Source organism: Paenibacillus sp. J22P59, from assembly GCF_059383895.1.
Genome location: NZ_JBXENX010000002.1, coordinates 230,667 through 256,684 on the forward strand (window position 1 = coordinate 230,667; position 26,018 = coordinate 256,684).

Below are 26,018 nucleotides of genomic sequence, written 5' to 3' on the forward strand. Positions count from 1 at the left end.
GCTTATTAAAAATTTATAATAGCGAATGCAATCATGGTGTTCCCATCTATGGCTGTTGTCAGCGCAGTTTAACGGAACGCGGTTCCGCTGCACCTGCCGTAAAACAACATCTCTACAACCCTCATTATGAAGCGCTCAATTCCACATACGAGAAAAATAAGCACTCCCAATGACAAAAGAAGGAGGGCAGCAATGGCTGCCCTCCTTCTTTGTATTAGCGATTTAACAGGCTTCCGACATAGCGCAGCAGCTCATTCGAGCACACCGGGCAATATCCATGCTCGTCGATTAATCGTTTGCTTACCTCGTTTATTCGCTTGAGCTGGCTTTCATCCGGTGTCTTCGTAGACGTCGTAATTTTCACAATATCCTTCAAATCAGTGAACAGCTTCTTCTCTACAGCCTCGCGAAGCCGCTCATGGCTCGTGAAGTCGAATTTTTTGCCTTTGCGGGAATACGACGAAATACGGATCAATATCTCCTCACGGAATGCCTTCTTGGCGTTCTCTGAGACACCGATTTGCTCTTCGATTGAACGCATCAGCCGCTCATCGGGGTCCATCTCCTCACCAGTCAACGGATCCTTGATCTTCGACCAGTTGCAGTAGGACTCGATGTTATCCAGATAGTTCTCAAACAAGGTGCGTGCTGACTCCTCGAAGGAGTAGACGAAGGCCTTTTGAATCTCCTTTTTCGCCAGCGTATCATATTCCTTACGGGCTACTGAGATGAAGTTAAGATAGCGCTCTCGCTCCTCCTTTGTAATGGAAGGATGCTGATCAAGCCCCTCCTTCAAGGCCCGCAGAACATCAAGCGCATTGATGCACTGCATATCCTGCTTAATAAGAGCGCTCGAAATTCGGTTGATGACATAACGCGGATCAATTCCCGTCATGCCTTCTTCAATGTATTCATTTTGCATTTCCTTCAGATCGGCTTCCTTAAAGCCCTCCACCTCTTCACCATCATACATCCGCATCTTTTTCACTAAATCCATACCCTGCTTTTTCGTCTCCTTCAAGCGGGTCAATATAGAGAAGATAGCTGCTGCCCGCAGCGCATGAGGAGCAATATGAATATGCTTCATATCGCTTTGAGAGATCAGCTTCGTATAAATTTTTTCCTCATCGGACACCCTTAGATTGTATGGAATCGGCATCACAATCATCCGTGATTGAAGCGCCTCATTCTTTTTGTTGCTAATAAATGATTTGTACTCGGTCTCATTCGTATGAGCGATGATAAGCTCATCAGCCGAGATTAAAGCAAATCTCCCTGCCTTGAAATTCCCTTCCTGCGTCAGGGACAATAAGTTCCATAGAAACTTCTCATCACACTTAAGCATTTCCTGGAACTCCATTAACCCTCGATTCGCTTTATTCAATTCTCCATCAAAACGATAGGCCCGCGGGTCAGACTCCGAGCCATATTCCGTAATTGTCGAGAAATCAATACTGCCGGTCAGATCTGCAATATCCTGCGACTTCGGATCTGATGGGCTGAATGTGCCTATGCCGACTCGATTATCTTCCGATATGAATACTCGCTCTACCGTCACGTTCTCTATGTTACCCCCGTATTCCGTATGCAGCCGCATCTGGCAGGATGGGCACAGGTTGCCTTCAATTCGTACGTCAAGCTCCTTCTCAATCTCCGGACGAAGCTCATGAGGAATGAGATGGAGCGGATCTTCGTGCATCGGGCAGCCCTTCACAGCGTAGACAGCGCCCCGATCCGTTCTGGAGAAACGCTCCAGCCCTTTTTTGAGCATCGTCACAATCGTCGATTTCCCTCCGCTAACAGGACCCATGAGCAACAAAATACGTTTACGTACATCAAGACGGCGAGCAGAGGAATGAAAATATTCTTCCACTAGCTTTTCAATGGCGCGATCCAAACCAAATATCTCCTGATTGAAAAAATTATACCGCTTCTGTCCTCCACCCTCTTCTACGCCAAACGACTCAATCATCTCATACACACGCGAGTGCGCTGTCATGGCCGGGGCAGGATCTTTCCTCAATAGTTCGATGTATTCCTTGAATGTCCCGGTCCAAGCCAGCTTTTCATTTTCCGTTCGATACTCCGATATGCGCTTGAAAATATCCATGCTGCGCCTCCTCCCATCGCTTCCGCAATCCGCATTTTTTACTCCGCTCGGGATTTTTCTCTAGACATCTATCAACGAGGTTTAACTTTTATTGAAGTATTACATTTCTATGCTTAGTCCCCTAGGAAATTGACCACTATTTTAGTCGGCAATCCAGCAAATTGCGACAAGCACGAAGAATCCTTTGCTATAATAGGGATAAGAAAGCGGGGGAAGAGCATGGCTGTCAACAAAGAAGAGGAGCTGTACGGTCCCATCAAAGCCTACTATCAGCAGCGCGGGTATACCGTAAAGAGCGAAGTGCTGCATTGTGATTTGGTAGCCATAAAAGAGGGCGACAGCGCTGCCGTAATTGTCGAAATGAAAAAAACGTTCAATCTCTCTCTGCTACTGCAGGGGATTGAACGTCTTCGCATACATAATAACGTTATACTTGCCGTTGAACGCAACCGCAAGAAGAGCGGCGCCCATAACCAACGATTCGGCGATATTACCGAGCTATGCCGCATGCTTGGGCTTGGACTTATGACGGTTACCTTCTATAAGACGAAGGCTCCGGTCATCGAGCTGTTATGCGAGCCTGGCGATCCTCCCCAGCGAGGCGTAAGAAGGAAAAAACAGGCCCGACTGCTGCAAGAATTCAAAGAACGCAGCGGTGATTACAATGTTGGAGGCAGCACCCGGCGCATGCTCGTGACCGCCTACCGTGAGAAGGCACTGCGCTGTGCTTACGCCATGCAGGTCACAGGTCCAATGTCTCCCAGCCAAATAACCAGATTCACGGGTTATTCCCAGAGCGGAGCTATGCTGCGCAACAATCATTATCTATGGTTCGAAAAAATCGGTCGCGGCTCCTATCGAATTACGCCCGCGGGCGAAGCCGCTTTGCAGGAATATGCCGAAGTCCTTGCAGACTGGATTGCTTCACTGGCAATAATCAAGAATTAGAACTGCTGCATGCTAGCTGCGCGCAGTAAATTCGCGAATCGCTTCTCCCAGACGTTCAACGCCTTGTATCGTGCGAATGCCCTTGTTATGTGTAAAGTTGAGCCTCGCGGTATTCCGCTGAGGGTCATAAGCATAGAATGCGCTGCCTGGCACGAATGCAACGCCTTTCTTAACAGCAGCGCGCAGCAATACTTCTGCATCAAGGCCATCAGGAAGCTCCACCCATAGGAACATGCCGCCTTTAGGCTCAATCCAGCTTAACCCCTCAATAGACTGCTCACGAAGCAGCTTCTGCATCTCATGCATTCTGGCACCATAAGAATCCGAGATCACTTTAATATGATCATCTAATGGAAAATGCCCCAGAAGTTGGCTGAGCAGCTGCTGATCCATCGTGCTTGATTGAAGGTCAGCCGCTTGCTTGGCCTTCGCCAGCATTTGAATAACCTTTACATCTCCAATAGCCCATCCTGTGCGCAGCGCAGGAGCAACTGTTTTGGAGAAGGTGCTCGTATAAATAACCGCATTGCCTCCTGCTTCTTTATCAAGTGCAAAGAGGCTCGGAAAATTCTCACCTTGGTCGAACTTTATTTCACCGTACGGATCATCCTCTAGAATAGGAATGCCATTATTAACGCATAGATTCAGCAGCTTCTGTCTTCTCTCCAAGCTCCATACTCTGCCTGTCGGATTGCCGAACGTCGGAACCGCATAGCAAAGCTTTGGATTATGCTCACGGATGAGCCGTTCCGCATCTTCGGGAATCATACCGTTCTCATCACTCTCAGCAGCAACAACCTTCAAGCCATGCAGTTCGAATACTTGCAGGCAAGCGAGATAAGTTGGTCTCTCCACTAATATCGTATCGCCTGGCTCAGTAAGAACTTGTACGAGCAAGCTGATCGCTTGCTGCGAGCCAGTCGTTAATATCATTTCCTCCGGCTGCACATTCATTCCCTTTTGTGCCATTCTTACACATAACTGCTCGCGAAGCGGCAAATACCCTTCCGTCAATCCATATTGCAATGCACCGGAGCCAGCCTCTAGTACTCGATTAGACGCTTCTCGAACGGCTTGAACAGGAAATAGCTCTTCCGCTGGAAGTCCTCCTGCGAATGAAATCATATCCTTGCCCTGCGTCAGCTTCAAAATATCTCTAACCACCGATGATTTTACCTGAGCAATTCTTGATGCGAACTGATAATCCATGTCCTTATTCCTCCCAAGCCTTAATTTTATAATTTTCTCATAAAAAAAGGCTCACGTGCAACCGCTTTATGAGTATTCCTTCTATGTTAACAATCTGTTCACAACTTTTAAAGTTTTCTTTTTCTGCCACGTTGGGTATAATATAGCTAGTTAATCGGAGGTGTCTGCATAATGTCCATTACGTTTATTACAGTTATGACTGTATTTGTCCTGTTTATTGTAGCGATGTTAACCTCATCCTATAATGATGACAAGACAAAAGGCCTCTAATCCAAGCGCAACAAAACAAAGCTTCTTGCAGAAGACCGCTCAGGCGATCTTAGCAAGAAGCTTTGTTTGTTTATACGGGTGTAGAGTTATTATGCCATGTATGCTTAACGAATAAGCTGACCCATTTCCCCCATACATTGCGCACATAGGTGCCGCTCTTTGTAGTCGCGTACTTCTTCCATTGAGCCGCAGAACACACATCTTGGACGGTAACGCTCCAGGATGATGTGGTCCCCTTGTACTAAAATTTCAACGGGATCGCCCTCGTTCATCTGATAACGTTTGCGTAATGATTTCGGCAGAACAATTCGGCCTAGTTGATCCACCTTACGTACAACTCCTGCTGGTTTCATCGTTTTCACCTCTTCTGTGTCTAGTTTTGCAAGCCAGTTTTGTGAAACCTTTGCATTATAGCTTTTCGATGGATATATTAAAAATCCTTCTATTCCGAATAGAATCTTAATATCCTGCAATTATTCTGCAATTATCCTAAGCCAAAAACTTACTCTAATCCGGGGAAACGATTCTGCCTAAGCGCCTCATATACCAGAATAGCAGCAGTATTGGATAAATTTAGCGATCTAACGTCATCTGTCATCGGCATACGAATGCAGGTATCCAGATTCGCCTCGATCAGCTCCTGAGGCAGCCCTTTCGTTTCTTTCCCGAACACAAAGAAATCACCATCACGGAATTGAATTTCGGAATACACCTTCGTCGCACGTGTGCTGGTATAGAAAAACCGGCCCTGCGGGTGTAAATCCAACAGTTCTTGGAATGAATCATGATACTCCACATGCACAGCATGCCAATAATCCAGTCCAGCTCGTTTCAATGTCCGATCATCGGTTTGGAATCCGAGCGGTCGCACCAAATGCAAATACGTTCCCGTAGCGGCACAAGTCCGAGCGATATTTCCGGTATTCGCCGGTATCTCCGGCTCTACCAATACGATATGAAATGCCATCTTCACTTCCACCTTTCAACCTTTCTATTATACATCAATTTTAGTTTCATCGCACAATCATAACGATTTTTTTGCTATCCAAACTGCCTTTAGCCTTGAAATATACACAATTTTAACAAACTCTTAAGTAGATGTACTTTCAAAATTTACATAGTGTTAACGCACCCTTAATCTGTAGATTAAGGTCTGCATTCATACTAAAGCAAGAATAGGAGACAAAAGGAGAATTGAATGATGATGAAAAAAAAGATTTTGGTCGTCGACGACGAGCCCTCCATCTCCATGCTAATCGAATTTAATCTCAAGCTTGCCAATTATGAGGTTCGTTGCGTAAGCGATGGCGAGGCGGTCTTTGAAGTATTGAAGGCCTTCCGTCCTGACCTGATCGTACTGGACCTCATGCTCCCGAAGATGGATGGCATTCAAGTATGCCGTGAGCTGCGCAAGCAGAATAATGCTGTACCGATCGTGATGCTGACTGCTCTTCAAGATGTAACGGACAAAATAGCCGGGTTAGATAACGGCGCTGACGATTACATGACAAAACCCTTCAGTCCACAAGAGCTTATCTCTCGTATTCAAGCCATATTCCGCCGATTGCAGACCATTCCGGGCTTAATTGAAACACCCGCGATTGATATCGGACGCCTAAGCGTTCGTGCCCAGCAGCGTGAGGTCCTTATAGACGGCAAAGAAATTGAATTAACGCCCAAAGAATTCGAGCTGCTCCTGTTTTTATGCAAGCATCGAGGCAAAGTACTGAGCCGCCAGCAGCTTTTGCATGGCGTATGGGATTATCATTTTCTCGGGGATACTCGCATCGTAGATGTCCATATCAGCCACCTAAGAGACAAGATTGAAAAAAATGCCCGCTCGCCTGAATATATTATGACCATCCGCAACGTTGGCTATAAACTTAATGGCACGAATGCACTCGATTCCTCTCTAGCCTAAGATGCAGCAAAGACCGCCCTTCTTATTGAAGAGGCGGTCTTTGCTCTGTCTACTATTCATTAATAGCCTTATTATCCGTTACGCTTCTGGAAATCTTGCATAAATTGTGCAAGTGCCTGGCAGCTCTCAAGAGGAACCGCGTTATAAGTCGAAGCACGAAGGCCGCCAACATCACGATGGCCCTTCAATCCAACAAAGCCTTGCTCCTCCGATTCCTTAATGAATTGCTTCTCAAGCTCTTCATTGTGAATACGGAATGTAATATTCATAAGCGAACGGCTCTCTGGAAGTGCGAAGCCTTTGTAGAAGCCGCCGCTTTGATCGATTGCATCATAAATCAAGTTTGTTTTGTTGCGGTTGAATTGCTCCATTTGAGCAACGCCGCCTTTAGCTTGAATCCACTTAAGTACAAGATTCACCATATAAACCGAGAAGGAAGGCGGTGTATTGTACAAAGAACCGTTCTTCGCGTGCGTATCATAACGGAAGATTGCAGGAATTGTTTTTGGACTTTCAGCCACGATGTCATCACGTACGATAACTACTGTAACCCCGGATGGACCGAGATTTTTTTGTGCGCCTGCGTAGATCATGCCAAAGTTGCTAACATCTACTGGACGGCACAGAATATCACTGGACATATCCGCAATCACCGGTACATTGCCTGTCTGTGTCGGGAACTGCGCAAACTGTGTTCCTCCAATGGTCTCATTGGAAGTGAGATGAAGATAAGCCGCGTTCTCCGGTACTTGAATGTCGCTTAGACTTGGCATACGCTTGAAGCCATCACTTTCAGAAGAAGCAGCGATAACCGTTTCTCCAACAAGCTTCGCCTCTTTCAGCGCTTTATCTGCCCAGTTCCCAGTCATTACATAAGCACCCGGACGGCCTGGACGGAGTAAATTCATCGGGATCATGGCGAATTGCGAGCTTGCTCCACCTTGCAGGAGCAAAACGTGGTAATTATCCGGAATACCGAACAATTCACGCATTAGCGCTTGAGTCTCGTTATTCACTTGCTCATAGAGCGGGCTGCGATGGGACATTTCCATAATGGACATGCCTGCACCCTGATATTCTACAAATTGCTCTTGCGCCTGCTGCAGCACTTCAAGCGGCAAAGCGGCCGGTCCTGCATTGAAGTTAAATGCTCGTTTCATCTCCGTCAACCACCTTTTGATTTTGTTACATCCGAGGGTTTATCTCACATGATAACGTTAATAATAACAAGTTTATTGACAAGCTTCAAGTATGTTTACGGAATGTTCACGAACAAAAAGTCGAACGGTAACCCCTTACACGAACAAAATCATTCGGTTTTTCACATTACCGACAACAATCCTGCCTTCACTTCGCTTTTATCGTTGTAATTAGATGCCTAGTCATAAAAAAAACGAGCTCCCTAAGGAGCCCGTCGATTATTGAATTAGCAGCTAAAATAAAGGCTGTATTCATGTGGATGAATGCGAGTCGCAACCGCTTTTGATTCTTTACGTTTCAGAGCAACATAGTTTGCAATGAAGTCTTCGGAGAATACGCCGCCTTCTGTCAAGAACCCGGAACCAGCCTCAAGTGCATCAAGCGCTTCGTCAAGGGAACCCGGTACACTGCGAATTTCACTTTTCACTTCTTCTGGCAGCTCATAAATGTTCTTGTCGAATGGACCATAGCCCAGAGCAACAGGATCCAATTTACGCTTAATACCATCTAGGCCCGCAAGCAGCATTGCTGCGAAGGAAAGGTATGGGTTAGCTGTGGAGTCCGGTGTACGGAATTCAATACGGCAGCCTTTAGGCGTAACCGATGCAATTGGAATACGTACTGCTGCTGAACGATTACCTTTGGAGAATACCAGGTTAACTGGTGCTTCATATCCCGGGATAAGACGCTTAAACGAGTTCGTGCTCGGATTCGTGAAAGCAATCAATGCTGGCGAATGGTGCAGAATACCGCCGATATAGTGCATAGCCAATTGGCTCAGGTTGCCGTAAGCTCCTTTTTCGTAGAACAAAGGAGTGTCGCCATCAAAGATGGAGGAGTGAACGTGCATACCCGATCCGCTGTCTCCGAATAGTGGCTTCGGCATGAATGTAGCTACTTTGCCGTATTGGCGAGCTGTGTTGTGAACGATATATTTGTATTTCATCAAATTGTCAGCTGTTTTAGTCAATGTGTCAAAACGGAAGTTGATTTCAGCTTGACCAGCTGTTGCAACTTCATGGTGATGACGTTCAACGCGAAGACCTGACTCCTGCATGAGGCGAACCATTTCGCTGCGAATATCTTGCTGAGAGTCAACTGGAGCTACTGGTACATAGCCGCCTTTTACAGGAACTTTAAAGCCAAGGTTGCCGCCGTCTTCTTTGCGGTTCGTGTTCCAGCCTGCTTCCTCGGAATCAACGAAAAAGCTAGAAGAGTTCATTGTGCTCTCATAACGTACTTCGTCGAAGATAAAGAACTCGGATTCAGGAGCAAAGAAAGCTGTTGTTCCAACGCCAGCTGTTTTTAGGAATTCTTCTGCTTTTTGAGCGATGCTGCGCGGATCGCGATCATAACGTTCGCCGTCCGGCGTATGAATGTTACACATGATGTTAAGTGTTGGGTGATCAGTGAAAGGATCAATGAATACAGATTCTGGATCTGGCATCATCATCATGTCAGATTCTTCAATACCGCGGAAACCTGGGATCGAGGAACCGTCGAATGCTACACCATTCACAAAAATGTCGCCGTCGACTTCTGTCGAAGGAATAGTAATGTGATGCGCGCGGCCTGCAAGGTCCACGAAGCGGAAATCTACAAACTGGATGCTGTTTTCTTTAATAATGTCTAAAACATTTTGAATTGACATCTGATATTCTCCCCATTTCCGAACATTCGTCTAGTGATGAACTGTTATCGTTCAAGTTTCGTTGTTATCTATGAGGTAATTATAAAACTACGATTTACCATCGTCAATACTTATGTCAGGTATTTTTTAATCTCATGTTAGGTTTACTCACAGCTTTAAATTTTTGTACATGAATTTGCCTTCTTGCCATCATAAAAAGCCGTGATTCCTTGACTGGCAAGGGACCACGGCTTCTCTATTATGAAAGCGTTTATATTTTCCATTCCTTAAAAGCTTCTGCAGGTGCTTTTGGTGTATCAAATTGCTTGCCTACAATGGGAGCCAGCTTCTCTAAGTCCTTCAAAAGGTTAGCGAATTGATCCGGGAAGAGCGACTGCACCCCATCACCTGTCATGGAATTGTCAGGATCAGTATGCATCTCGACGATCAAACCATTCGCTCCTGCAGCAACCGAAGCTTTGGACATTGGCTCAACGAGCTCGCGGCGCCCTGTACCATGGCTTGGATCAGAAATAACAGGAAGGTGGCTTAATCCTTGAAGGACTGGAATAGCCGATAGATCCAGCGTATTTCTCGTGTATGTCTCGAATGTACGAATTCCTCTCTCGCAGAGCATAACGTTTGGATTCCCGCCAGCCAGTATATATTCAGCCGCATTGAGGAATTCATCATAAGTGGAGCTGAAGCCCCGCTTAAGCAGTACTGGAGTCTGAATGGTGCCTAGCTTGCGCAATAAGTCGAAGTTTTGCATATTGCGTGTTCCGACCTGAAGAATATCCGCATACTCTGCACACACATCCACGTACTCGGGCGTCATGACCTCAGTAATCGTAAGAAGGCCATGCTTCTTGCCTGCTTCCGCCATCATGACGAGACCTTCAACGCCTACACCTTGGAAGCTGTATGGACCAGTCCGCGGCTTAAAGGCACCGCCGCGCAGCACTTGCCCGCCTGCTGCTTTAACCAGTCTTGCAATCTCATCGATCTGCTCTGGGGATTCCACTGCACATGGACCGCCCATAATGACAAGATTGCTGCCACCGATCTTAACTCCCTTGATATCGATAATCGTATCGTCAGGATGGAAATCACGGCTCGCCAGCTTGTAGGACTTCGAAATCTTGATCACATTCTCTACGCCCTTCAATTGGCGAAGATGCTCAGCTAGAGTAGGCTCTGCCTGCCCGATAATTCCGATAACCGTTCTATCCGTTCCTCTAGATACATGCGCCTGTACGCCGGCTTTCTCAATGTGCTGCACAATCTCCGCAATCCGTTCCTCAGCTATATGTTGACTTGTAATTACGATCATAATTATATCTCTCCCTTTTTTCGCTTCATCGCTTTTATGTTTGTTTTGCTTGGTTTGCTTGGTTTGCTTGGTTTGCTTGGTTTTGATCGTTTTGCTACTTTTACTGCTTTGATCTTTGCTGCTTTTGATCTTTGCTGCTTTTGATCTTTGCTCTATTCGCTTGTTTACTGACTTTTAAGCTTATAATCTTGTTCGCTTTTACGCTTTGTTGCTTTTGTGCTTTGTTGCTTTTACGCTTGTTCGCTTTTATGCTTTGTGGCTTTTATGCTTTTACTCGTTAAAGTAACTATACATGACTCCCCCCACTCCCGTCAAGAATAAAACTGAAAATTTTAATGTAGCCTTTTCCCATATATGATTTTATTACTTGTACTGAGCAAAATATGCTTCTTGTTCTCCCCACAACGATAAATACGCCACCACTTCTGTCCAACAACTCACCTTACTGCTCCCAACGCGGCAGATAAAATGTTGTCGCTTCTTCCTCTATAATCTAGCGGAACAGCGTTCCGTTATTATATCCCTACTTTCTCCTCCGCTAAAAATAACGGATTCTGCTTCCGCTATATCACCGAATAAACCCTTTTCTCTCCTGTTTTGCTGAAATAACGGAATGGGGATCAGCTATTTTGTATGTTATGACAGTAAATCAACTAATACCGGAACTGCATTCCGCTAAAATATCTCAACACGCATTTCAAATAAATATGAAGCTTGAATTCACTTTCTCAGCACTCCCTTAGGCAATGAACTCTTACTGGCAACTGCACTTTCACAAGAAATAGTGCCCTCTTACCAATACTATTCTCTTTACCGATGCTACTCTCTGCCAATGCTATTCTTTTTACCGATGCTAGTCTCTCTGGCAATGGTACTCCCATTGGCTACGCTAATCTCTCTTGCAACAACAAAAGACGCCTTACGGCGTCTTTGTTGTTGCATCCTTATCCACCGATTTCACACGGATCGTAGGCAGCAGCTTATTCATATTAATCGTACGCTTAATCTCCCAAGTAGATGGATCAGCATGATCATACTGCTCTAAATAAGCGATTACTTCCTTCGTAATCGGTGTAGGCGTGGAAGCTCCGGAAGTAACAGCGACACGCTCGATGCCTTGGAGCCACTCTTGCTTAATCTCAGACACATCGCCTACCCGATAAGCGGTAACACCCGCGATCTCTTCCGATACTTGGGCCAGACGATTAGAGTTATTGCTGCGAGGGTCACCTACAACAATACAGAGCTGCGCTACACCAGCTTGCTCAGCAACAGCTTCTTGTCTAACCTGCGTAGCGAGGCAAATCTCGTTATGAATCTCGGCTCTTGGATATTTCTCGATCAGCTTGCTGATCAGATTCCGAATATCCCACTGCGACATAGTCGTCTGATTCGTAATCGTAATACGCTCATTCGGAATGTCGAGCAGGGCAATATCTTCCTCACGCTCGATAAGGTGTACGCGGTCTGGCGCAACACCAAGCGCACCTTCTGGCTCAGGATGATTCTTCTTGCCAATATAAATAATATGATAATCCTCCGCCACTTTCTCGCGAATCAAATCATGGGTCTTTGTCACATCAGGGCAGGTAGCATCGACTACCGTCAATCCCTTGTCACGTGCCCGCTTGCGTACTTCGGGAGATACGCCATGAGCAGTGAAGATGACTGTACCTTTCTCGACCTGATCTAATATTTCCAACCGGTTCTCGCCGTCAAGTGTAATGACACCCTCTTGCTCGAATGCCTCGGTAACATGTGCATTATGAACAATCATGCCTAGAATATAAATAGGACGGGGCAAATCCAAATTTTTAGCCGTTTGCAAAGCCAATACCATCGCATCAACGACGCCATAGCAATAGCCGCGCGGCGAAATTTTGACAATCTCCATCTGTCGCACCTGCTTTCTGACCGAAAACGTCTTAGCTGTCGATTCGATCCATTCCCTCTATTATAGTCGAAGCGGGCGGTACAGAAAAGTCTATTGGCAACCAGATTACAAATACCGATCCGTTGCCCTCCCGCGTTGTCACCTCGATCGATCCTTGATGCTCATCAATGATCCATTTGGCAATGGACAGACCAAGCCCGGTTCCGACTGTTTTCCCCCTTGACTCATCCGCTCGATAGAAGCGATCGAAGATATGTGGAACCTCCTCGGGATTCATGCCAATGCCTGTATCCCGAATGACGATACCGAGCTGATCACCCTTAAGCTGAGCGCTAACTTCCACGATACCATCCGGTGTATACTTAAATGCATTCTCTATGAAGATGAACAGTAGCTGCTGCAAATAATCAGGATTGCCATAGACGCGAGTATCTGCAAGCTCTGACAAATCTCCCAGCAGCCAGTCTGCCGAGCGCGGCAGCAGCTGTGCCCGCCTCCCGACTTCCTCCACTAATGGAAGAATAGCAACGGACTGCTTCTCCATCATATAGCCCGCATCTGCCCGTGCGAGTGCCAGCAGATCATTCACAAGCGTCGACATCCTTCTTGCTTCATCCGAGATATCCTGCATCGCCTCACTGGATAACTCCCACTTCTGAGCATCCAGCGCTAATACGATACCATCTAATGAGGCTTGAGAGGGAGACTTCGTCCACATCCGCTGAAGCAGCTCAATATTGCCGCGAATTGTCGTAAGCGGCGTTCTAAGCTCATGTGAGGCATCTGACACGAAGCGGCGCTGCGCTTTATAAGACTCATCAAGCTCATTATAAGCCATCTGCATCCGGCCAAGCATCACATTGAGCGTATATACAAGCTTTCCAATCTCATCCTTAGGTCCCTCTATAGGAATCCTCACACTTAGATCCGAACCGCCTTGAATTTTTTCTGTCGCTTCTATTACTCTCTCAATCGGTCGCAATACCTGGCGAGCGAGGAATAATCCAGCTGTAAAAGCAATCATAAGGACCGCTATAGAGGAAAAGATAAGAATGGAACGCAGCCCAGTCAAAAACTTCTCTTCACTGCCGACATAGGCCCCTACTTGAAGCAAGCCAACTAATGAGTTATCCTTCTCCAGCTCAAGCGGCCGCTGATAAATAAGGAACACATAATGATTGCCATTAATAGTAACTGTTTTTTTCAAAAATCCAGCCACAGGCTCCTCGGTAGCTGCGGGATAAGCAAATTGAAAGCCCATTTTCTTCATATTGGAATCCAATTGAAGCACGCCTTCTCTATAGTTAACGTATTGGCTATATAGATCAGGCTCATAAAATTGGGATACCGGCTTCAAATTGAAGAAACCGTCATAGGTAGTCCCGATGAACTGTGTGCTCTCCGCTTGCTTACGCAAGGAATTTTTAATATCACCGTACGTATTCATATTAACGAAAAAATAAATCGCACAGCCGAATGCAATTAACGTTACAGCCAATAAGCTGGAATACCATAAGGTAAGCCTAAGCCGAATCGTCATTACCGATCAACTCTCCCCCCGCAGCACATAGCCAGTTCCCCGAACCGTTTGAATAATTCGCTTGGCCCCGCCCTCCTCAAGCTTCTGGCGCAGCATGGCGATGTAGACTTCCAGCACATTCGACTCCCCGCTGAAATCATAGCCCCAAATTTTTTCCATAATCGAATCCCTTGTCAATACGCGACGTGGATTTTGAATAAACAAGAGCATGAGATCATACTCCTTAGCAGTCAGCTCAATCCTTCTTCCTCCACGAATCGCTTCCCGGGAATCCTGATCCAAGGCTAGATCCTCGTATACGATCTTGCTGCTTGCTTCCTCCAGCTTGTCCGACTTGCGGCGCAGCAACGCACGCACCCGAGCCAGCAGCTCCTCCAGCGCAAATGGCTTGACCAAGTAATCGTCTGCTCCGGTATCGAGTCCCTTAACGCGATCCGTAATGTCATCCTTGGCGGTTAACATGAGGATTGGCACAGAGCTGCCTCCCTCTCTTACACGGCGGCATACCTCCCAACCATCGACGTAAGGCATCATCACATCAAGAATAAGCAGGTCAGGATCAGCGGTCAGCAGCAGCTTCAAGCCCTCCAAGCCATTGGAGGCTGTCGTTACCTCATATCCTTCGAATATCAAGCTTCTTTTCAATAGCGCAGTGATCTTCTCATCGTCGTCGACAACGACTATTTTCGCTCTCATACTCATATCCTTACCTCCATAGAATTCATTCCCTCATAAAAAAACAAGCGCAGAGCATGCTGTACTCTACGCTTGTTGCACACGCCGCTGGGGAATATGATTATTCAGCGTTAAATTTATTTTTGTCGCCAATGACAACGGTCAAATTGAGCTTCTCATTTTTACGAATAATGTTCAATTCCACGCTTGTTCCAACTTCTTTGGATTGAATTGTGCTGATAAGCTCTTGTGTTGTTTTGTATTTCTTGCCGTCAATGCCGACAATAACATCGAATTGCTTCAAATCTCCCAAATAAGCTGGTGAATTATAATACACATTGCGAACAATAGAGCCTTCAACAACATCCAAGCCTAATTGTTTGGCGATATCCTCTGATACATCCTTCAGCTCTGCCCCGATGAATGGCACTGGAGCCTTCGGTACTTCCTCATTGTTCTTGAGTGTCTCCAGCACTTCCTGAATCGTGCTTGTCGGAATCGCGAAGCCAATTCCTTGTGCTTCCGAGCTGACTGCTGTATTAATCCCAATGACCTCGCCCTTCACATTAAGAAGCGGTCCGCCTGAATTGCCGGGATTAATGGAAGCATCTGTCTGCAGCAAATGCTTATATTCACGTGTTCCTTGCGTATCCGGTATGCTGATTGGACGCTCCTTGGAGCTAAGCACCCCAACAGTAACGGTATGATCGAAGCCATATGGATTGCCAATCGCAATTACCCAATCGCCGATATTAATATTGTCTGAGCTTCCTAGCGGCAGTGTAGGGAATGGTTTATCCCCTTCTACCTTCAGTACCGCCAAATCAAGCTCATAGCTGGATCCAAGCAGCTTAGCTGTAAAAGGCTTCTCATAGCCTTGCACGACTACTTCGATTTTATCTGAGGTGCCCACAACATGCTGATTCGTTAGAATATAACCCGTATCTTCGAAGAAGAAGCCTGTGCCGATTCCACTAGCCTGCATATTTCCATCTTCTTGCCCTTGCTCAGGCTGCTGCGTCTCAGGACTGTTCTCTCCGAAAAACTGACGGAAGAAAGGATCATCCAGAATGCTTCCGCCGCTGTTATTGCGAGACATATTCACATAAGTCTCAATCTTAACGACAGCCGGGCTGGATGTTTCGAATAGCTTCGCTATGTTGTCTGGTCGAGCGGATGTAATCGTAGCACCACCATTGCTTGATGTAGAGTCATCTTTCGAGGAGGACCCTGAGCCTGTCGACTCCTGATTCGTAGTCGTAACTATAGTCTGCTGTGAAGTAAACCAGTTGCCGGCATCTGCCGTATACATTAATATTCCGACTATAAGTACGCCTGCCATGAAGGATAAGAACATGCCCCCGAAGGAAGACTTCCGTTTAGGCTCACGCACTTGCCAGTTCCCTTTTCCGGCAGATTGGTTAGAGGTAAACGTTCTTAACGGCTGTCCCTCAAGCTTAGGCTCAGTTGCCCGAACGGTAGGCTCCACCAAAATAGGCTCATTCACGTTATCCACGGTTGGTCCTGTATTCGCATCTGCTTGCGGCTGGTAAGTAGAAGATGTTGATGATGGCTCCTCTTGAGCGCCGCCCTTGAATGGCCCATATGAATAATAGTAGGACGGTTTGTTCTGAGAATCGGTTTCAGAAGAGGCTATAGGGCTGTCTGCTTCCTCCTGACGTTCCTGATTCTTTTCTCCTTCAACTTCGCCATTTCGGAAAAAATCGTCATATTTCTTGTTTTGATCGTCCATTCCGCTTTCCTCCTCCAAAATATTCCATTAAGCAATCATTCTAGCTGAATGGCTGCTGTATAATTCTTGTACTCCTATCATGCACATTCTACCTTAAAACAAACTTAAAAGTACATGAATTTGAAATAACTTTCGCATACGTTAGATACTGGTTTTTATTGATTACAGCGCACATTGACTAACGGTTAAGAAGAGATGAGCTTACTTCGGGCAAATCATTTTAAATCAAATAAAGAAAGCTCCAGTATGATTGGCTGGGGCTTCATTCATTATAATAATTCATCCAATCTTTCTCAACCCATTACCTTAATCTACTTGCAGTACCCTTTTCTTTTATATACCTTTTTTTCTTCTATATGAACCCTTCCCAAGTTCTTCTCCATTCACACCGTGAATAAAAAAAGATACTTATGGAGAACTTATTTTGGTGCACATACAAGAGAACTCAGCCTTTGAAACTTCTAGTGAACCTAATAGCTTAGACAAAGGAGATTTTTTATGAATGAAAAAGAAAACAAAAATGAAGTAGAGCTTAGTGAATATGAATTAACAAGCCAAATTTCAGTTAAAAAAGAGTCAGAACCTGCTCCAGAGCCCGGCTATGATTACATTTGGGGCAGCGATCAAGACGAACTAGTAGAAAATAAGGAAGGGTAACACCCTTCCTGTTTTAACCAGCCTCACATGCTCATCCGTCCGTATTCACAAATTTTTCTCCTGAAGAAACTCTTTATATTAATGCCTCGAGACACTTTTTCCTGTTAACTGCATTCAGGGCAAGCTTATTCGCTAATGCCCCCACTCTCAAGACTAACCACCCACACCGCTTACTTCAGATCTTCCTCCATAGCTATCGGAACGGCATCTTATCTCCTTGATTCCACCTTTAAAAAGCAATGAAATAAAAAAAACTCCCTATTCACAATAGAGAGTTAAGATGGAACTTATTCAGGAAAAAGATGCTCCACCTCTGCCACGATTTCTTTTGCACGATCAACCCACTTGGGCTCAATCTCAGCATCCGGATCAGTCGGCGCTTGGAATTGATCGAATAACGCTCCAACTACACGAGCAGAGGCTTCCGAGTCATTCCCTTCTTTATACAAATGCTTAAGCACATAAGGGGTGCCCATTCTAATAATGGCATTGGTATCCGCATTTACATCAACAACATTGCCGTTAATGACTTCAAAGGGAAGGCGGAGCCACACTTTATTCTCCTCATCCAAGGAGCGGTCAAATGAGCCGTTCGTGTAATCCCAATTGCCTCCAAGCGAGAACTGATGCTGCTCTAGCTCATCACGCGTTCCTGTAAATGCCTGCTGGCGCGATTCAAGATTTGAAGAAAGTGGTATCATGGCGCTGTCTCTCCTTTTAGGAATATTCCTGTTCGTATAAAGGATAGTATGACCGCTATGATTACCGATTATGTATGCTTTACCCAGCCCTTGCGATGTGCCATAACCGCCAGCTGCGTACGATCGACTTGCTCACATTTCATTAGCAGATTGCTCACATGCGTTTTTACGGTTTTGATGCTAATATGCAGCTCTTCCCCGATCTCTTTATTGGAGCGTCCCTCCGCAATAAGCAGCAGCACTTCACGCTCCCGTTCCGTTAGCCCGTCACCTGCCGATTGTGCTGTTCGTTGACGCAATCCTCTGGTCAGTGCTTGAGAGACGTCAGCCGTCATCACCGGCATTCCTTTGACCGCGCCATTCAAGGCGTAGATCAGCTCCTCAGCTGAAACCGTCTTCAGCACATAGCTTACTGCTCCAGCTTCAATTGCACCATAGACTTTGTCATCCTCCAGAAAGCTGGTCAGCATGACAATTTTCATTGCAGGAAACAGAGCGATAACTTCTCTCGTCGTCTCGATTCCATCCATGTCAGGCATCATCAAATCCATTAATATTAGCTCTGGCGGCCCGCCTGGCACACCCGCTTTCAGCAGATCGATTGCAGCCTGCCCGCTGCCCGCTTCGGCCACAACCTCGAATTTGGGCTCCAGCATCAAATACGTTCTCAGCCCTGTTCGGACCATATCATGATCATCGACAATCATTACTCTTAATGTCTTGGACTCACTCAATTTCATCCACTCCTTGGCGCATTTTTGGTATGGTTACCTTAACACGTGTCCCACTGCCAGGCTTGCTGATAATCTCCGCTGTTCCGCCCAGCTTATGAGCTCGTTCCTGCATAGTAGACAGGCCATAAGAACCTCGTTTGATGCTTTCTACCCGGAAGCCTGCTCCGTCATCCTGAAGGCTAAGAACAATCTGGCGTTCTGTCTCTGCCAAGGTAAGCGAGCAATTCGCTGCTTTGGCATGCTTCACAATATTGGCCATAGCTTCTTGTACAATGAGGAAAAATTGATGCTCCTTCGCCTCGGATAATGATTCTTCAAGCCGCCACTCCAGCACTCCCTGCAAATTATTCTGGCGGCAATAATCAGGAAACCACTTAGCCAGCGCTTCCTCCAGATTACGGCCTTCGAGCTCCATCGGCCTGAGCTGGGCAATGAATATTCGCATCTGCTTCTGCGCCAGCGTAGACATTTGAATTAGCTGATCGAGTACAGAGGCCGCACGAGCCGGATCAATTTCTTGAAGCTTAGGCAAAGAAGAAGCACACATATGCATAGCGAACAGCTGCTGGCTCACCGTGTCGTGAAGATCACGGGCCAATCGCTTGCGCTCTTCCAATACCGCCTCTTCATTAGAGGCAGCCTCGATCATGACCTGCTCTTCGCCTTGCTTTTGCAGCCACTTCATCCGCTCCTCCATCCATGCTGCCAATTCATTGAATTCCCGGTACAGCTCCATGAATGAATAATGGCCTGTCTCATTAATCCGAACCTCAAAGTTCCCATTAATAGCTTGCTTCAAAGCAAGCTGCAGCGTGTCGACACGCCGTTGAATTCGTTGACCAGCCCAATAGCCAAAGGCTACGCTCACAAGCAGAAAGACGGAAGCAGCACCAAGCCGCACCTCCGTCTTTCCCGCCCCCCCCGACAGGGCCATCCAAGCTGCTAATCCGAGGAGAAATGCTGTAACAGAGGAAGCGACAAACATCGTTATCAGCTCCCATTTTCCATTACGGAGAAGCCGTACCATCATGGCCTCGCTACCCCACTTTCGTAACGCGAACGTCACCGATGAATGTACTAACGACTAGCTTGATTTGTTTCTCTGCTTCACCATAGGCTGGAGAGTAGACCTTCGTGCTTTTGCCGATCCCGCCTTCTTTATGGCCAAGAACCTTGACATCACCGATAAAAGAGCTGTAGACCACTTGAACGCCTACCTCATAATCATTGGGGATATAGACCTTCACATCGCCGATAAAAGAAGAAATACAAATCTGCGTCTCGCCGAATGGAATCTGGGCCTTGGTCAAGTCCAGAACGGTATCGCCGATAAAATGAGAGATGTTAAGCGGCTTAAGCTCCCAATAATCAGGGCCAATATGAATATCGCCGATAAAGCCCGATCTTGTCTGTGCCTTGGGATCATGATTCCAATATTCTATCCCGCTTTTTTTGTGATGCTCCATCTGCTGCTTCATCTGCTGCTTCATCTGCTGCTTCCCTTGCTTATACCACTTCTTGTAACGCGCCGTATCATCTTCTTCATACTCATAGTAGTCACGCTGCTTCTTATATTCATTCGAGCCGCTCTCTTGCTTCTTCAAATTAATAGGACCTTGCTTCGTGGGATCAGGATGCAGGGGAGGTGCGGGAGGCACTTCGCCATCACGATCGGAATACGAGCTGTATGATTTCCATTCATCCTTAGGCGGCTCCTGTTTCTTGACCTTAGGCTTGCGAAGCAGATTAATACCAACAATAATAATGATAACGGGCCAGAGCATCGAAAAGGACAAGTCGAACCATTCCAAAGTCCGTACTAGAAAAAATACGCCAATAAACATAACAATAAAGCCCCAGGCGCTTGAGCCTGACCCATAGGACAGCCCTGACAATACTCCCCTTAATCCAACGAACAACAGAATGACAGGCCAGTACGTGGAAGCAATATACCCGAAGTCGATATCCGCTTCAACATAGCCAAGCTGCCTTAACAGAAAATAAATGCCGACAGCGATAACGACTGCTCCCGTAATCATACGATTCAAAAAATTACCATTCATCTTTATTCAGCTCCCTGCGCTGCTATAGCTTCTTTTGATACTATTAGTATAACTAACACGTCCTTCAGGCAAAAGGGACGGCCGATTGAAATCCTTCTCAGTCTTGAGACCGATAGTCATCCATATTAACCCAGTTACACTATATAGCTTTCGTGAACAAAAGAAAAGAGGAACCGCGAAGGTTCCTCTTAGTAAGCTTTGTGAGCTGCTTGAATTACTTCTCAGCTTTTTGTGAAGCGTTGTTAGCTGCTTTGTTAGCCGCATTGTTCGTATTATTGAACTCCTCAGCAAATTCTGCATTATATTGGTTGTTCTCGTTTTGATTTTGGATAGCATTTTTATTGTTGTTTTTATTCTTAGCCATGTGTGTGATCACCTCCCTGTCCATAACTAGTATGGCAATGCCAGGGGTTATTATGCGGATGATCTACTTTTTTGAATTACGATTCCGTATCCCTTATAGGAATGGGTTGTCCCGCTTCCACGACCTCATTCATCTGGTTCAGCCATGCTTCCGACAGCTTGCCTGTGCCTTTCTGAATCACTTCAACGGCGACCGTTCGTTTGCCCCATTGGGCATAGACATCCTTAATCGTATTGAAATACAAGTCAATACGGCGGCCTTTAATCGCTGAGCCTGTATCCGCCACTACTCCATAGCCATAGCCAGGAATATAGAGAAGCGTACCGATTGGGAAAACCTTGGTATCCGCTGCTACTGTGGACACCTGTCCTCTGCGAACCTTGACTCCTGAGAACGTGATGCCATAAGATGGATGGCCGGGACGCTTGCCTGTGGATTCATATCCAGCCGTATAACCCGTTGCAACGACCTGCACCGAGTTTTTCGACTTCTCTATAGGTTTGTTCGGCTTCTTTGGTTCGGCAAATGCATCCTTCGGAGAAGCTAAGGCTCCTGCGAGCAGAATCAGCATTAAGCAGGCGATAACTATTCTTTTGTGTGCAAAAGTAAAAAAGCTTGTAACCATGTGGGCAGCTTCCTCCTCAGAAGAATATTTCCCATATGGCACAAGCTTTATTCAAAAGTTTCTGTTCAAGCCCTATATAGTCTTGCTTGAAATCTCATCTTGCAGCTGTTTAATCAACTCGGCAACAGGCTTCGCGCCGACATCGCCATCTCCGCGTTTACGAACGGATACAGAGCCGGACTGCGCTTCATTCTCACCGACAATCAGCATGTACGGTGCTTTTTCCAGCTGTGCCTCACGGATTTTGTAGCCAAGCTTCTCATTGCGCAGATCGCTCTCTACACGAATGCCAGCTTCTTGCAGCTTCTCGGCTACTTCACGAGCATAAGCCTCATAAGCCGTTGACACTGGAATTACTTTTGCTTGGACTGGAGCCAGCCACAGCGGCAATGCGCCTGCAAAGTTCTCCAGCAGGAATGCTGTCATTCTCTCCATTGTACTAATGATGCCACGGTGGATAACGACAGGACGGTGCTTCTTGCCATCTTCTCCTACATACTCAAGCTCGAAGCGCTCTGGCAGCAGGAAGTCTAACTGAGCAGTCGACAGCGTCTCTTCCTTGCCCAGTGCTGTCTTGATCTGTACATCCAGCTTAGGACCATAGAATGCCGCTTCACCTTCTGCCTCGAAGAACGGAAGCTCCAGCTCCTCCACAACCTCACGAAGCATACGCTGTGACATTTCCCACATCTCATCGTTCTGGAAGTATTTCTCGGTATCCTGCGGATCACGATAAGACAGGCGGAAGCGATAATCTGTAATTCCGAAGTCTTCATAGACCTTGCGGATCAGATTCACTACGCGGGCAAATTCTTCTTTGATCTGGTCTGGACGGCAGAAAATGTGAGCGTCATTCAAAGTCATCGCACGAACGCGGTGCAGGCCTGTCAAAGCGCCGGACATTTCATAGCGATGCATTGTGCCCATCTCTGCGATACGTACCGGGAGATCACGATAGCTTCTCATGTCGCTTTTGAACACCATCATATGATGCGGGCAGTTCATCGGACGAAGGACTAGCTCCTCATTATCCAGAACCATCTTAGGGAACATGTCCTCGCTATAATGCTCCCAGTGTCCAGATGTTTTGTACAGCTCTACGTTAGCGAGTACTGGCGTATAGACATGCTCATAGCCAAGTCTTTCTTCCAGATCAACGATATAGCGTTCTAATGTTCTGCGCACTTTGGCACCATTCGGGAGCCACAGCGGCAAGCCTTGGCCTACCTCGCGGGAGAATGTGAACATTTTTAATTCTTTGCCTAGCTTACGATGATCGCGCTTCTTCGCTTCCTCAAGGAAATGAAGATGCTCGTCCAACTGCGCTTTTTTGGCAAATGCTGTTCCATAGATGCGCTGAAGCATCTTGTTCTTCGAATCGCCGCGCCAGTATGCACCAGCAACGCTTAGCAGCTTGAACGATTTGATACGGCCTGTAGATGGCAAGTGAGGACCACGGCACAGGTCGAAGAATTCGCCTTGATCATACATCGTAATAACCGAATCCTCAGGCAGGTCACGAATAAGCTCCAGCTTCAAATTGTCATCCAGCTCAGTGAAAATAGCGAGTGCTTCTTCACGGCTGACAATACGGCGGCGAATATCCAGGTTTTGTTGAATGATTTTTTCCATTTCTTTCTCAATCTTCACAAGATCCTCTGGTGTCAAGGAATGCTCCATGTCGATATCATAATAGAAGCCATCCTCAATAACCGGACCGATACCCAGCTTCACATTGGCATTGCCATACAGCCGTTTAATCGCTTGTGCCATCAGATGGGCTGTACTGTGACGATATACCTCAAGTCCGTCTGCCGAATCAACTGTTACGATCTCAATAGCGGAATCCGAATCAATCGGCGTGTACACGTCAACAACTTTACCATTAAGCTTGCCGGCAATTGCATTCTTGCGAAGTCCAGGGCTGATCGAGCCTGCAACCTCCTCAATTGTTGTTCCTGCTGCGTACTCCCTTACAGCTCCATCAGGAAATTTAACTTGAATAGACATGGGATTTTCCTCCTCGAATAAATAGCTGGATAGCGCGGAATGAACGCAAAAAAAGCACGCATCCCGCAAAGGGACGAGTGCTAATATACCCGTGGTTCCACCCTACTTCAATTGTCATTGACACCGCCATCTATCGCTGGCTCAGTCAAGCAATCCTTGTATGATCTGATAACGGAGATGACCGGTGCAGCTTACTGACGAGAGCAAATGCCTCGTGTTCAACCACACAGCTACAAAGGGGTATATCTGTTCATGCCTTGAAGGAAATTACAGCCAAGTTTCCTCTCTCTGGACCGGCAAAGGATACAGTACATGTCTTTGTCATTGCTGTTGGTGCATTGTTTATGTGGTTCATTATAGCGAATAAACGCAGGTTTGGTCAATACCTGCCTGAGCCCGTTTCACGGCTGTACCGAGCCATTGATCAAGTTCTCAAAGCATGGCTTGCAAGCGCTGCATTGCGTGCAGACCGACACTTTATTATCGAATATCGTCTCAATTGTGCGAATTACCTGCATATCCGGCTGAAGCGTATGAATGCGAATATGCTTAGGGGACGCAGCAATCAACGAGCTGATGACCATATCTTCAATATTCATCTCTGTCTCAAGCATCTCTGCAACCAGACGATCCGAATGGGGCTTCGGCTCAAATGACTGGAAGATCTCGTTGTAGAGCACAAATTCATGATTGCCTGTATGGACCAAATGCACGATCGGCACCTTGGCATCCTGCAAGCCTACAAAGTATTTGAGCAACGAAATAAACTCCTGATACTGCTTATCCAAGACGTATTCATCCAGTGCATACTCTACGATCTCCGATAATTCCTTCCGATAAGGCTGGAGTCTGAAGGTTGTAAAACCCGTCAAATCCAAGCAAGTCTCTTCTTCAAAATAGCTGTCGATCTCTTCGGCAACCTTCGTTTTTCTCCGTAAGCGATCCGCGTCCCGGAACTTTGTGCCAAGACCATCCCACTCCGACCCTTGCAGCATGTCATGGCAATATTTCTCCACAGCTGGAGCATCCGTAGCCACGATATTTTTGTATTTCCTTCTAATAATAGAAGCAAGGATCAGCGGCTCCATGTGTGTAATAATAAACTCAGCAATCGCTTTGGAGACCGTACGATACACCAGAGGACCATGGGCTGCCAGCTGAAATAATGGCAATACCCCATGACCACTTATGTTCAAGTCCGACGATAAGGTGTGGAAGTACACAAGCTTTCCAGTTTCACCTTTGTCTGTCGTATGTAGGTCAGCAATCATATATTCCTCCATTAATTCAGCTAAGCCGGCTGCTAACGAAGGCTCCATGTTTGAAGGCAGTGTGACGGTAAACAGCTCCATGAGCTCACCCCTTTCATTTCCCTGTATCAGTATATGGTCAGGTGAAGGGGGATATACGACGAAGCGTCTGGGAAGTAATCGGAGATTAGGAAAGTTTAAGTCTAATTCCCGCTCCCCTTAAGTTCCAGCATAGAACAGCAGATATTCCTCTAGGTGCGTACGCCAGTAATCGTGGTCATGCTCTCCTGGATAGAGATGATATTCGGATTGGAGCTGTCTTTTTTTAAGAAGCTCATCTAATTTCGCGGCACCCTGATAGAACTGATATCCATCCTTATCGCCGCAATCCAAATATATTTCCATTCCCTCAAGATTCGCAGACTTTGCGAGTTGCAAGGGATCTCTTGCAGCCCTTGTCTCCTCATCCGGGTATAGCCAGCGAATAACACTCGAATAGCTCGTTTGATGGTCCATGTATAGCGCTGGACTATGTCCGCCTACTTTACTGAATGAAGCTGGATGACGGAACGCTGTATGCAGGCTGATGAACCCCCCCATAGAAATCCCCCCAATCCAACGATGCTCCTTATCTGCTGAGGTACTGAATTGTTCGTCAATGAAAGGAAGAAGCTCTTGCATAATATAATCCTCATAACGACCTTCATATCTGGCATACTGCGGATCATCGCCATCCATGCTGCTGGCCTCCACAGATGAATTAAGGCCAAAGCTGTTATCCAACTGAGGACTAACGATAATAACAGGCTCGATCTTTCCCTCTGCAATAAGCCGGTCAGCTGCTTCATTAATATTCCAATAGGTAAAGGCATCTGAATAAGAGCCTGAATAACCATGAATGATATAAAGTACGGGATACTTGGCAGACGTTGAGTAGCCTTCAGGCAAATAGACGTTCATGCTCATATCTTTCTCTAACGCATCGCTGTGCATCGTCATTTCATGAATTTCCGAAGCTGCTAATCCTTCTTGTTCCTGCTCCACATCCTCGCTCCTTGAACATCCCGTCAGGGAAAGAATGATAATTAAAATGAAGGTCAGATAGCAGCGCATCGTTTCCTCACTCCTCTT

24 protein-coding genes are annotated in these 26,018 nt (G+C 46.4%); 3 read left to right on the forward strand and 21 right to left on the reverse strand.

Annotated elements, in window-relative coordinates:
• Nucleotides 1–214: 214 nt before the first annotated feature.
• Nucleotides 215–2,110, reverse strand: a complete 1,896-nt coding sequence (locus AC50YO_RS04315; RefSeq protein WP_494843645.1) for a PrkA family serine protein kinase — start codon at nt 2,108–2,110, stop codon at nt 215–217.
• Between the two features lie 219 nt (nt 2,111–2,329).
• Between AC50YO_RS04315 and AC50YO_RS04320 the strand changes: the two genes are divergently transcribed.
• Nucleotides 2,330–3,058 carry a DUF2161 domain-containing phosphodiesterase gene (locus tag AC50YO_RS04320; protein ID WP_494843647.1) on the forward strand — a complete coding sequence of 243 codons (729 nt, stop codon included), beginning with the start codon at nt 2,330–2,332 and terminating at the stop codon, nt 3,056–3,058.
• A 12-nt stretch (nt 3,059–3,070) separates the two neighbouring features.
• Here the strand turns inward: AC50YO_RS04320 and AC50YO_RS04325 are convergent, their stop codons facing one another.
• From AC50YO_RS04325 to trmL, 3 genes are all read right to left on the reverse strand, one after another.
• On the reverse strand, nt 3,071–4,267 hold the full coding sequence (locus AC50YO_RS04325) for an aminotransferase-like domain-containing protein (RefSeq protein WP_494843648.1): 1,197 nt from the start codon (nt 4,265–4,267) through the stop codon (nt 3,071–3,073).
• A gap of 374 nt (nt 4,268–4,641) precedes the next feature.
• Complete coding sequence (locus tag AC50YO_RS04330; RefSeq protein WP_494843650.1) at nt 4,642–4,890, reverse strand: AbrB/MazE/SpoVT family DNA-binding domain-containing protein; 249 nt, start codon at nt 4,888–4,890, stop codon at nt 4,642–4,644.
• Nucleotides 4,891–5,039: 149 nt separating this feature from the next.
• Nucleotides 5,040–5,504, reverse strand: coding sequence for a tRNA (uridine(34)/cytosine(34)/5-carboxymethylaminomethyluridine(34)-2'-O)-methyltransferase TrmL (gene trmL / locus AC50YO_RS04335; protein WP_494843652.1), 465 nt, complete (start codon nt 5,502–5,504; stop codon nt 5,040–5,042).
• 234 nt (nt 5,505–5,738) lie between these two features.
• On the opposite strand from trmL, the gene AC50YO_RS04340 reads away from it, so the two are divergent.
• Nucleotides 5,739–6,458, forward strand: coding sequence for a response regulator (locus AC50YO_RS04340; protein WP_494843654.1), 720 nt, complete (start codon nt 5,739–5,741; stop codon nt 6,456–6,458).
• A gap of 71 nt (nt 6,459–6,529) precedes the next feature.
• Here the strand turns inward: AC50YO_RS04340 and serC are convergent, their stop codons facing one another.
• The 8 genes from serC to AC50YO_RS04380 form a co-directional block, all read right to left on the reverse strand.
• The gene (gene serC, locus AC50YO_RS04345) at nt 6,530–7,618 is read right to left on the reverse strand and encodes a 3-phosphoserine/phosphohydroxythreonine transaminase (protein ID WP_494843656.1); all 1,089 of its coding nucleotides are present in this window, start codon (nt 7,616–7,618) and stop codon (nt 6,530–6,532) included.
• Between the two features lie 266 nt (nt 7,619–7,884).
• On the reverse strand, nt 7,885–9,309 hold the full coding sequence (glnA, locus tag AC50YO_RS04350) for a type I glutamate--ammonia ligase (RefSeq protein WP_494843658.1): 1,425 nt from the start codon (nt 9,307–9,309) through the stop codon (nt 7,885–7,887).
• Between the two features lie 250 nt (nt 9,310–9,559).
• Entirely contained in the window at nt 9,560–10,621 is a 1,062-nt protein-coding gene (aroF, locus tag AC50YO_RS04355) for a 3-deoxy-7-phosphoheptulonate synthase (protein WP_494843660.1), read from the reverse strand.
• An 819-nt stretch (nt 10,622–11,440) separates the two neighbouring features.
• Complete coding sequence (locus AC50YO_RS04360) at nt 11,441–11,563, reverse strand: hypothetical protein (RefSeq protein ID WP_494843662.1); 123 nt, start codon at nt 11,561–11,563, stop codon at nt 11,441–11,443.
• Nucleotides 11,541–12,515, reverse strand: a complete 975-nt coding sequence (locus AC50YO_RS04365) for a 4-hydroxy-3-methylbut-2-enyl diphosphate reductase (protein WP_494843664.1) — start codon at nt 12,513–12,515, stop codon at nt 11,541–11,543. The genes AC50YO_RS04360 and AC50YO_RS04365 overlap by 23 nt, the downstream gene beginning before the upstream one ends.
• Before the next feature lie 31 nt (nt 12,516–12,546).
• Nucleotides 12,547–14,055 (reverse strand): sensor histidine kinase, encoded by a 1,509-nt coding sequence (locus tag AC50YO_RS04370; RefSeq protein ID WP_494843666.1) that lies wholly within the window; start codon nt 14,053–14,055, stop codon nt 12,547–12,549.
• A gap of 6 nt (nt 14,056–14,061) precedes the next feature.
• Nucleotides 14,062–14,751, reverse strand: coding sequence for a response regulator transcription factor (locus AC50YO_RS04375; protein WP_494844119.1), 690 nt, complete (start codon nt 14,749–14,751; stop codon nt 14,062–14,064).
• A gap of 100 nt (nt 14,752–14,851) precedes the next feature.
• Nucleotides 14,852–16,483: a S1C family serine protease gene (locus AC50YO_RS04380; RefSeq protein ID WP_494843669.1), complete on the reverse strand. Its 1,632-nt coding sequence runs from the start codon at nt 16,481–16,483 to the stop codon at nt 14,852–14,854.
• Nucleotides 16,484–16,981: 498 nt separating this feature from the next.
• Here AC50YO_RS04380 and AC50YO_RS04385 point away from each other — a divergent pair, with 498 nt between their 5' ends.
• Entirely contained in the window at nt 16,982–17,140 is a 159-nt protein-coding gene (locus AC50YO_RS04385) for a hypothetical protein (protein WP_494843671.1), read from the forward strand.
• A 287-nt stretch (nt 17,141–17,427) separates the two neighbouring features.
• Here the strand turns inward: AC50YO_RS04385 and AC50YO_RS04390 are convergent, their stop codons facing one another.
• The 9 genes from AC50YO_RS04390 to AC50YO_RS04430 all read right to left on the reverse strand — a co-directional run bounded on the left by AC50YO_RS04390 (nt 17,428) and on the right by AC50YO_RS04430 (nt 25,931).
• Nucleotides 17,428–17,841: a YugN family protein gene (locus AC50YO_RS04390; RefSeq protein ID WP_494843673.1), complete on the reverse strand. Its 414-nt coding sequence runs from the start codon at nt 17,839–17,841 to the stop codon at nt 17,428–17,430.
• 68 nt (nt 17,842–17,909) lie between these two features.
• Nucleotides 17,910–18,548, reverse strand: a complete 639-nt coding sequence (locus AC50YO_RS04395) for a response regulator (protein WP_494844121.1) — start codon at nt 18,546–18,548, stop codon at nt 17,910–17,912.
• A gap of 19 nt (nt 18,549–18,567) precedes the next feature.
• The gene (locus tag AC50YO_RS04400) at nt 18,568–19,605 is read right to left on the reverse strand and encodes a sensor histidine kinase (protein ID WP_494843675.1); all 1,038 of its coding nucleotides are present in this window, start codon (nt 19,603–19,605) and stop codon (nt 18,568–18,570) included.
• A 7-nt stretch (nt 19,606–19,612) separates the two neighbouring features.
• Nucleotides 19,613–20,638: a cell wall-active antibiotics response protein LiaF gene (gene liaF / locus AC50YO_RS04405; protein ID WP_494843677.1), complete on the reverse strand. Its 1,026-nt coding sequence runs from the start codon at nt 20,636–20,638 to the stop codon at nt 19,613–19,615.
• A 214-nt stretch (nt 20,639–20,852) separates the two neighbouring features.
• Complete coding sequence (locus AC50YO_RS04410) at nt 20,853–21,002, reverse strand: hypothetical protein (protein ID WP_494843679.1); 150 nt, start codon at nt 21,000–21,002, stop codon at nt 20,853–20,855.
• A 76-nt stretch (nt 21,003–21,078) separates the two neighbouring features.
• Nucleotides 21,079–21,627 (reverse strand): 3D domain-containing protein, encoded by a 549-nt coding sequence (locus AC50YO_RS04415; RefSeq protein ID WP_494843680.1) that lies wholly within the window; start codon nt 21,625–21,627, stop codon nt 21,079–21,081.
• 72 nt (nt 21,628–21,699) lie between these two features.
• Nucleotides 21,700–23,637, reverse strand: coding sequence for a threonine--tRNA ligase (gene thrS, locus AC50YO_RS04420; RefSeq protein ID WP_494843682.1), 1,938 nt, complete (start codon nt 23,635–23,637; stop codon nt 21,700–21,702).
• Nucleotides 23,638–24,038: 401 nt separating this feature from the next.
• Nucleotides 24,039–24,989 (reverse strand): putative sporulation protein YtxC, encoded by a 951-nt coding sequence (locus tag AC50YO_RS04425; protein ID WP_494843684.1) that lies wholly within the window; start codon nt 24,987–24,989, stop codon nt 24,039–24,041.
• A 117-nt stretch (nt 24,990–25,106) separates the two neighbouring features.
• Nucleotides 25,107–25,931, reverse strand: a complete 825-nt coding sequence (locus AC50YO_RS04430; RefSeq protein ID WP_494843686.1) for an alpha/beta hydrolase — start codon at nt 25,929–25,931, stop codon at nt 25,107–25,109.
• Between the last annotated feature and the right edge of the window lie 87 nt (nt 25,932–26,018).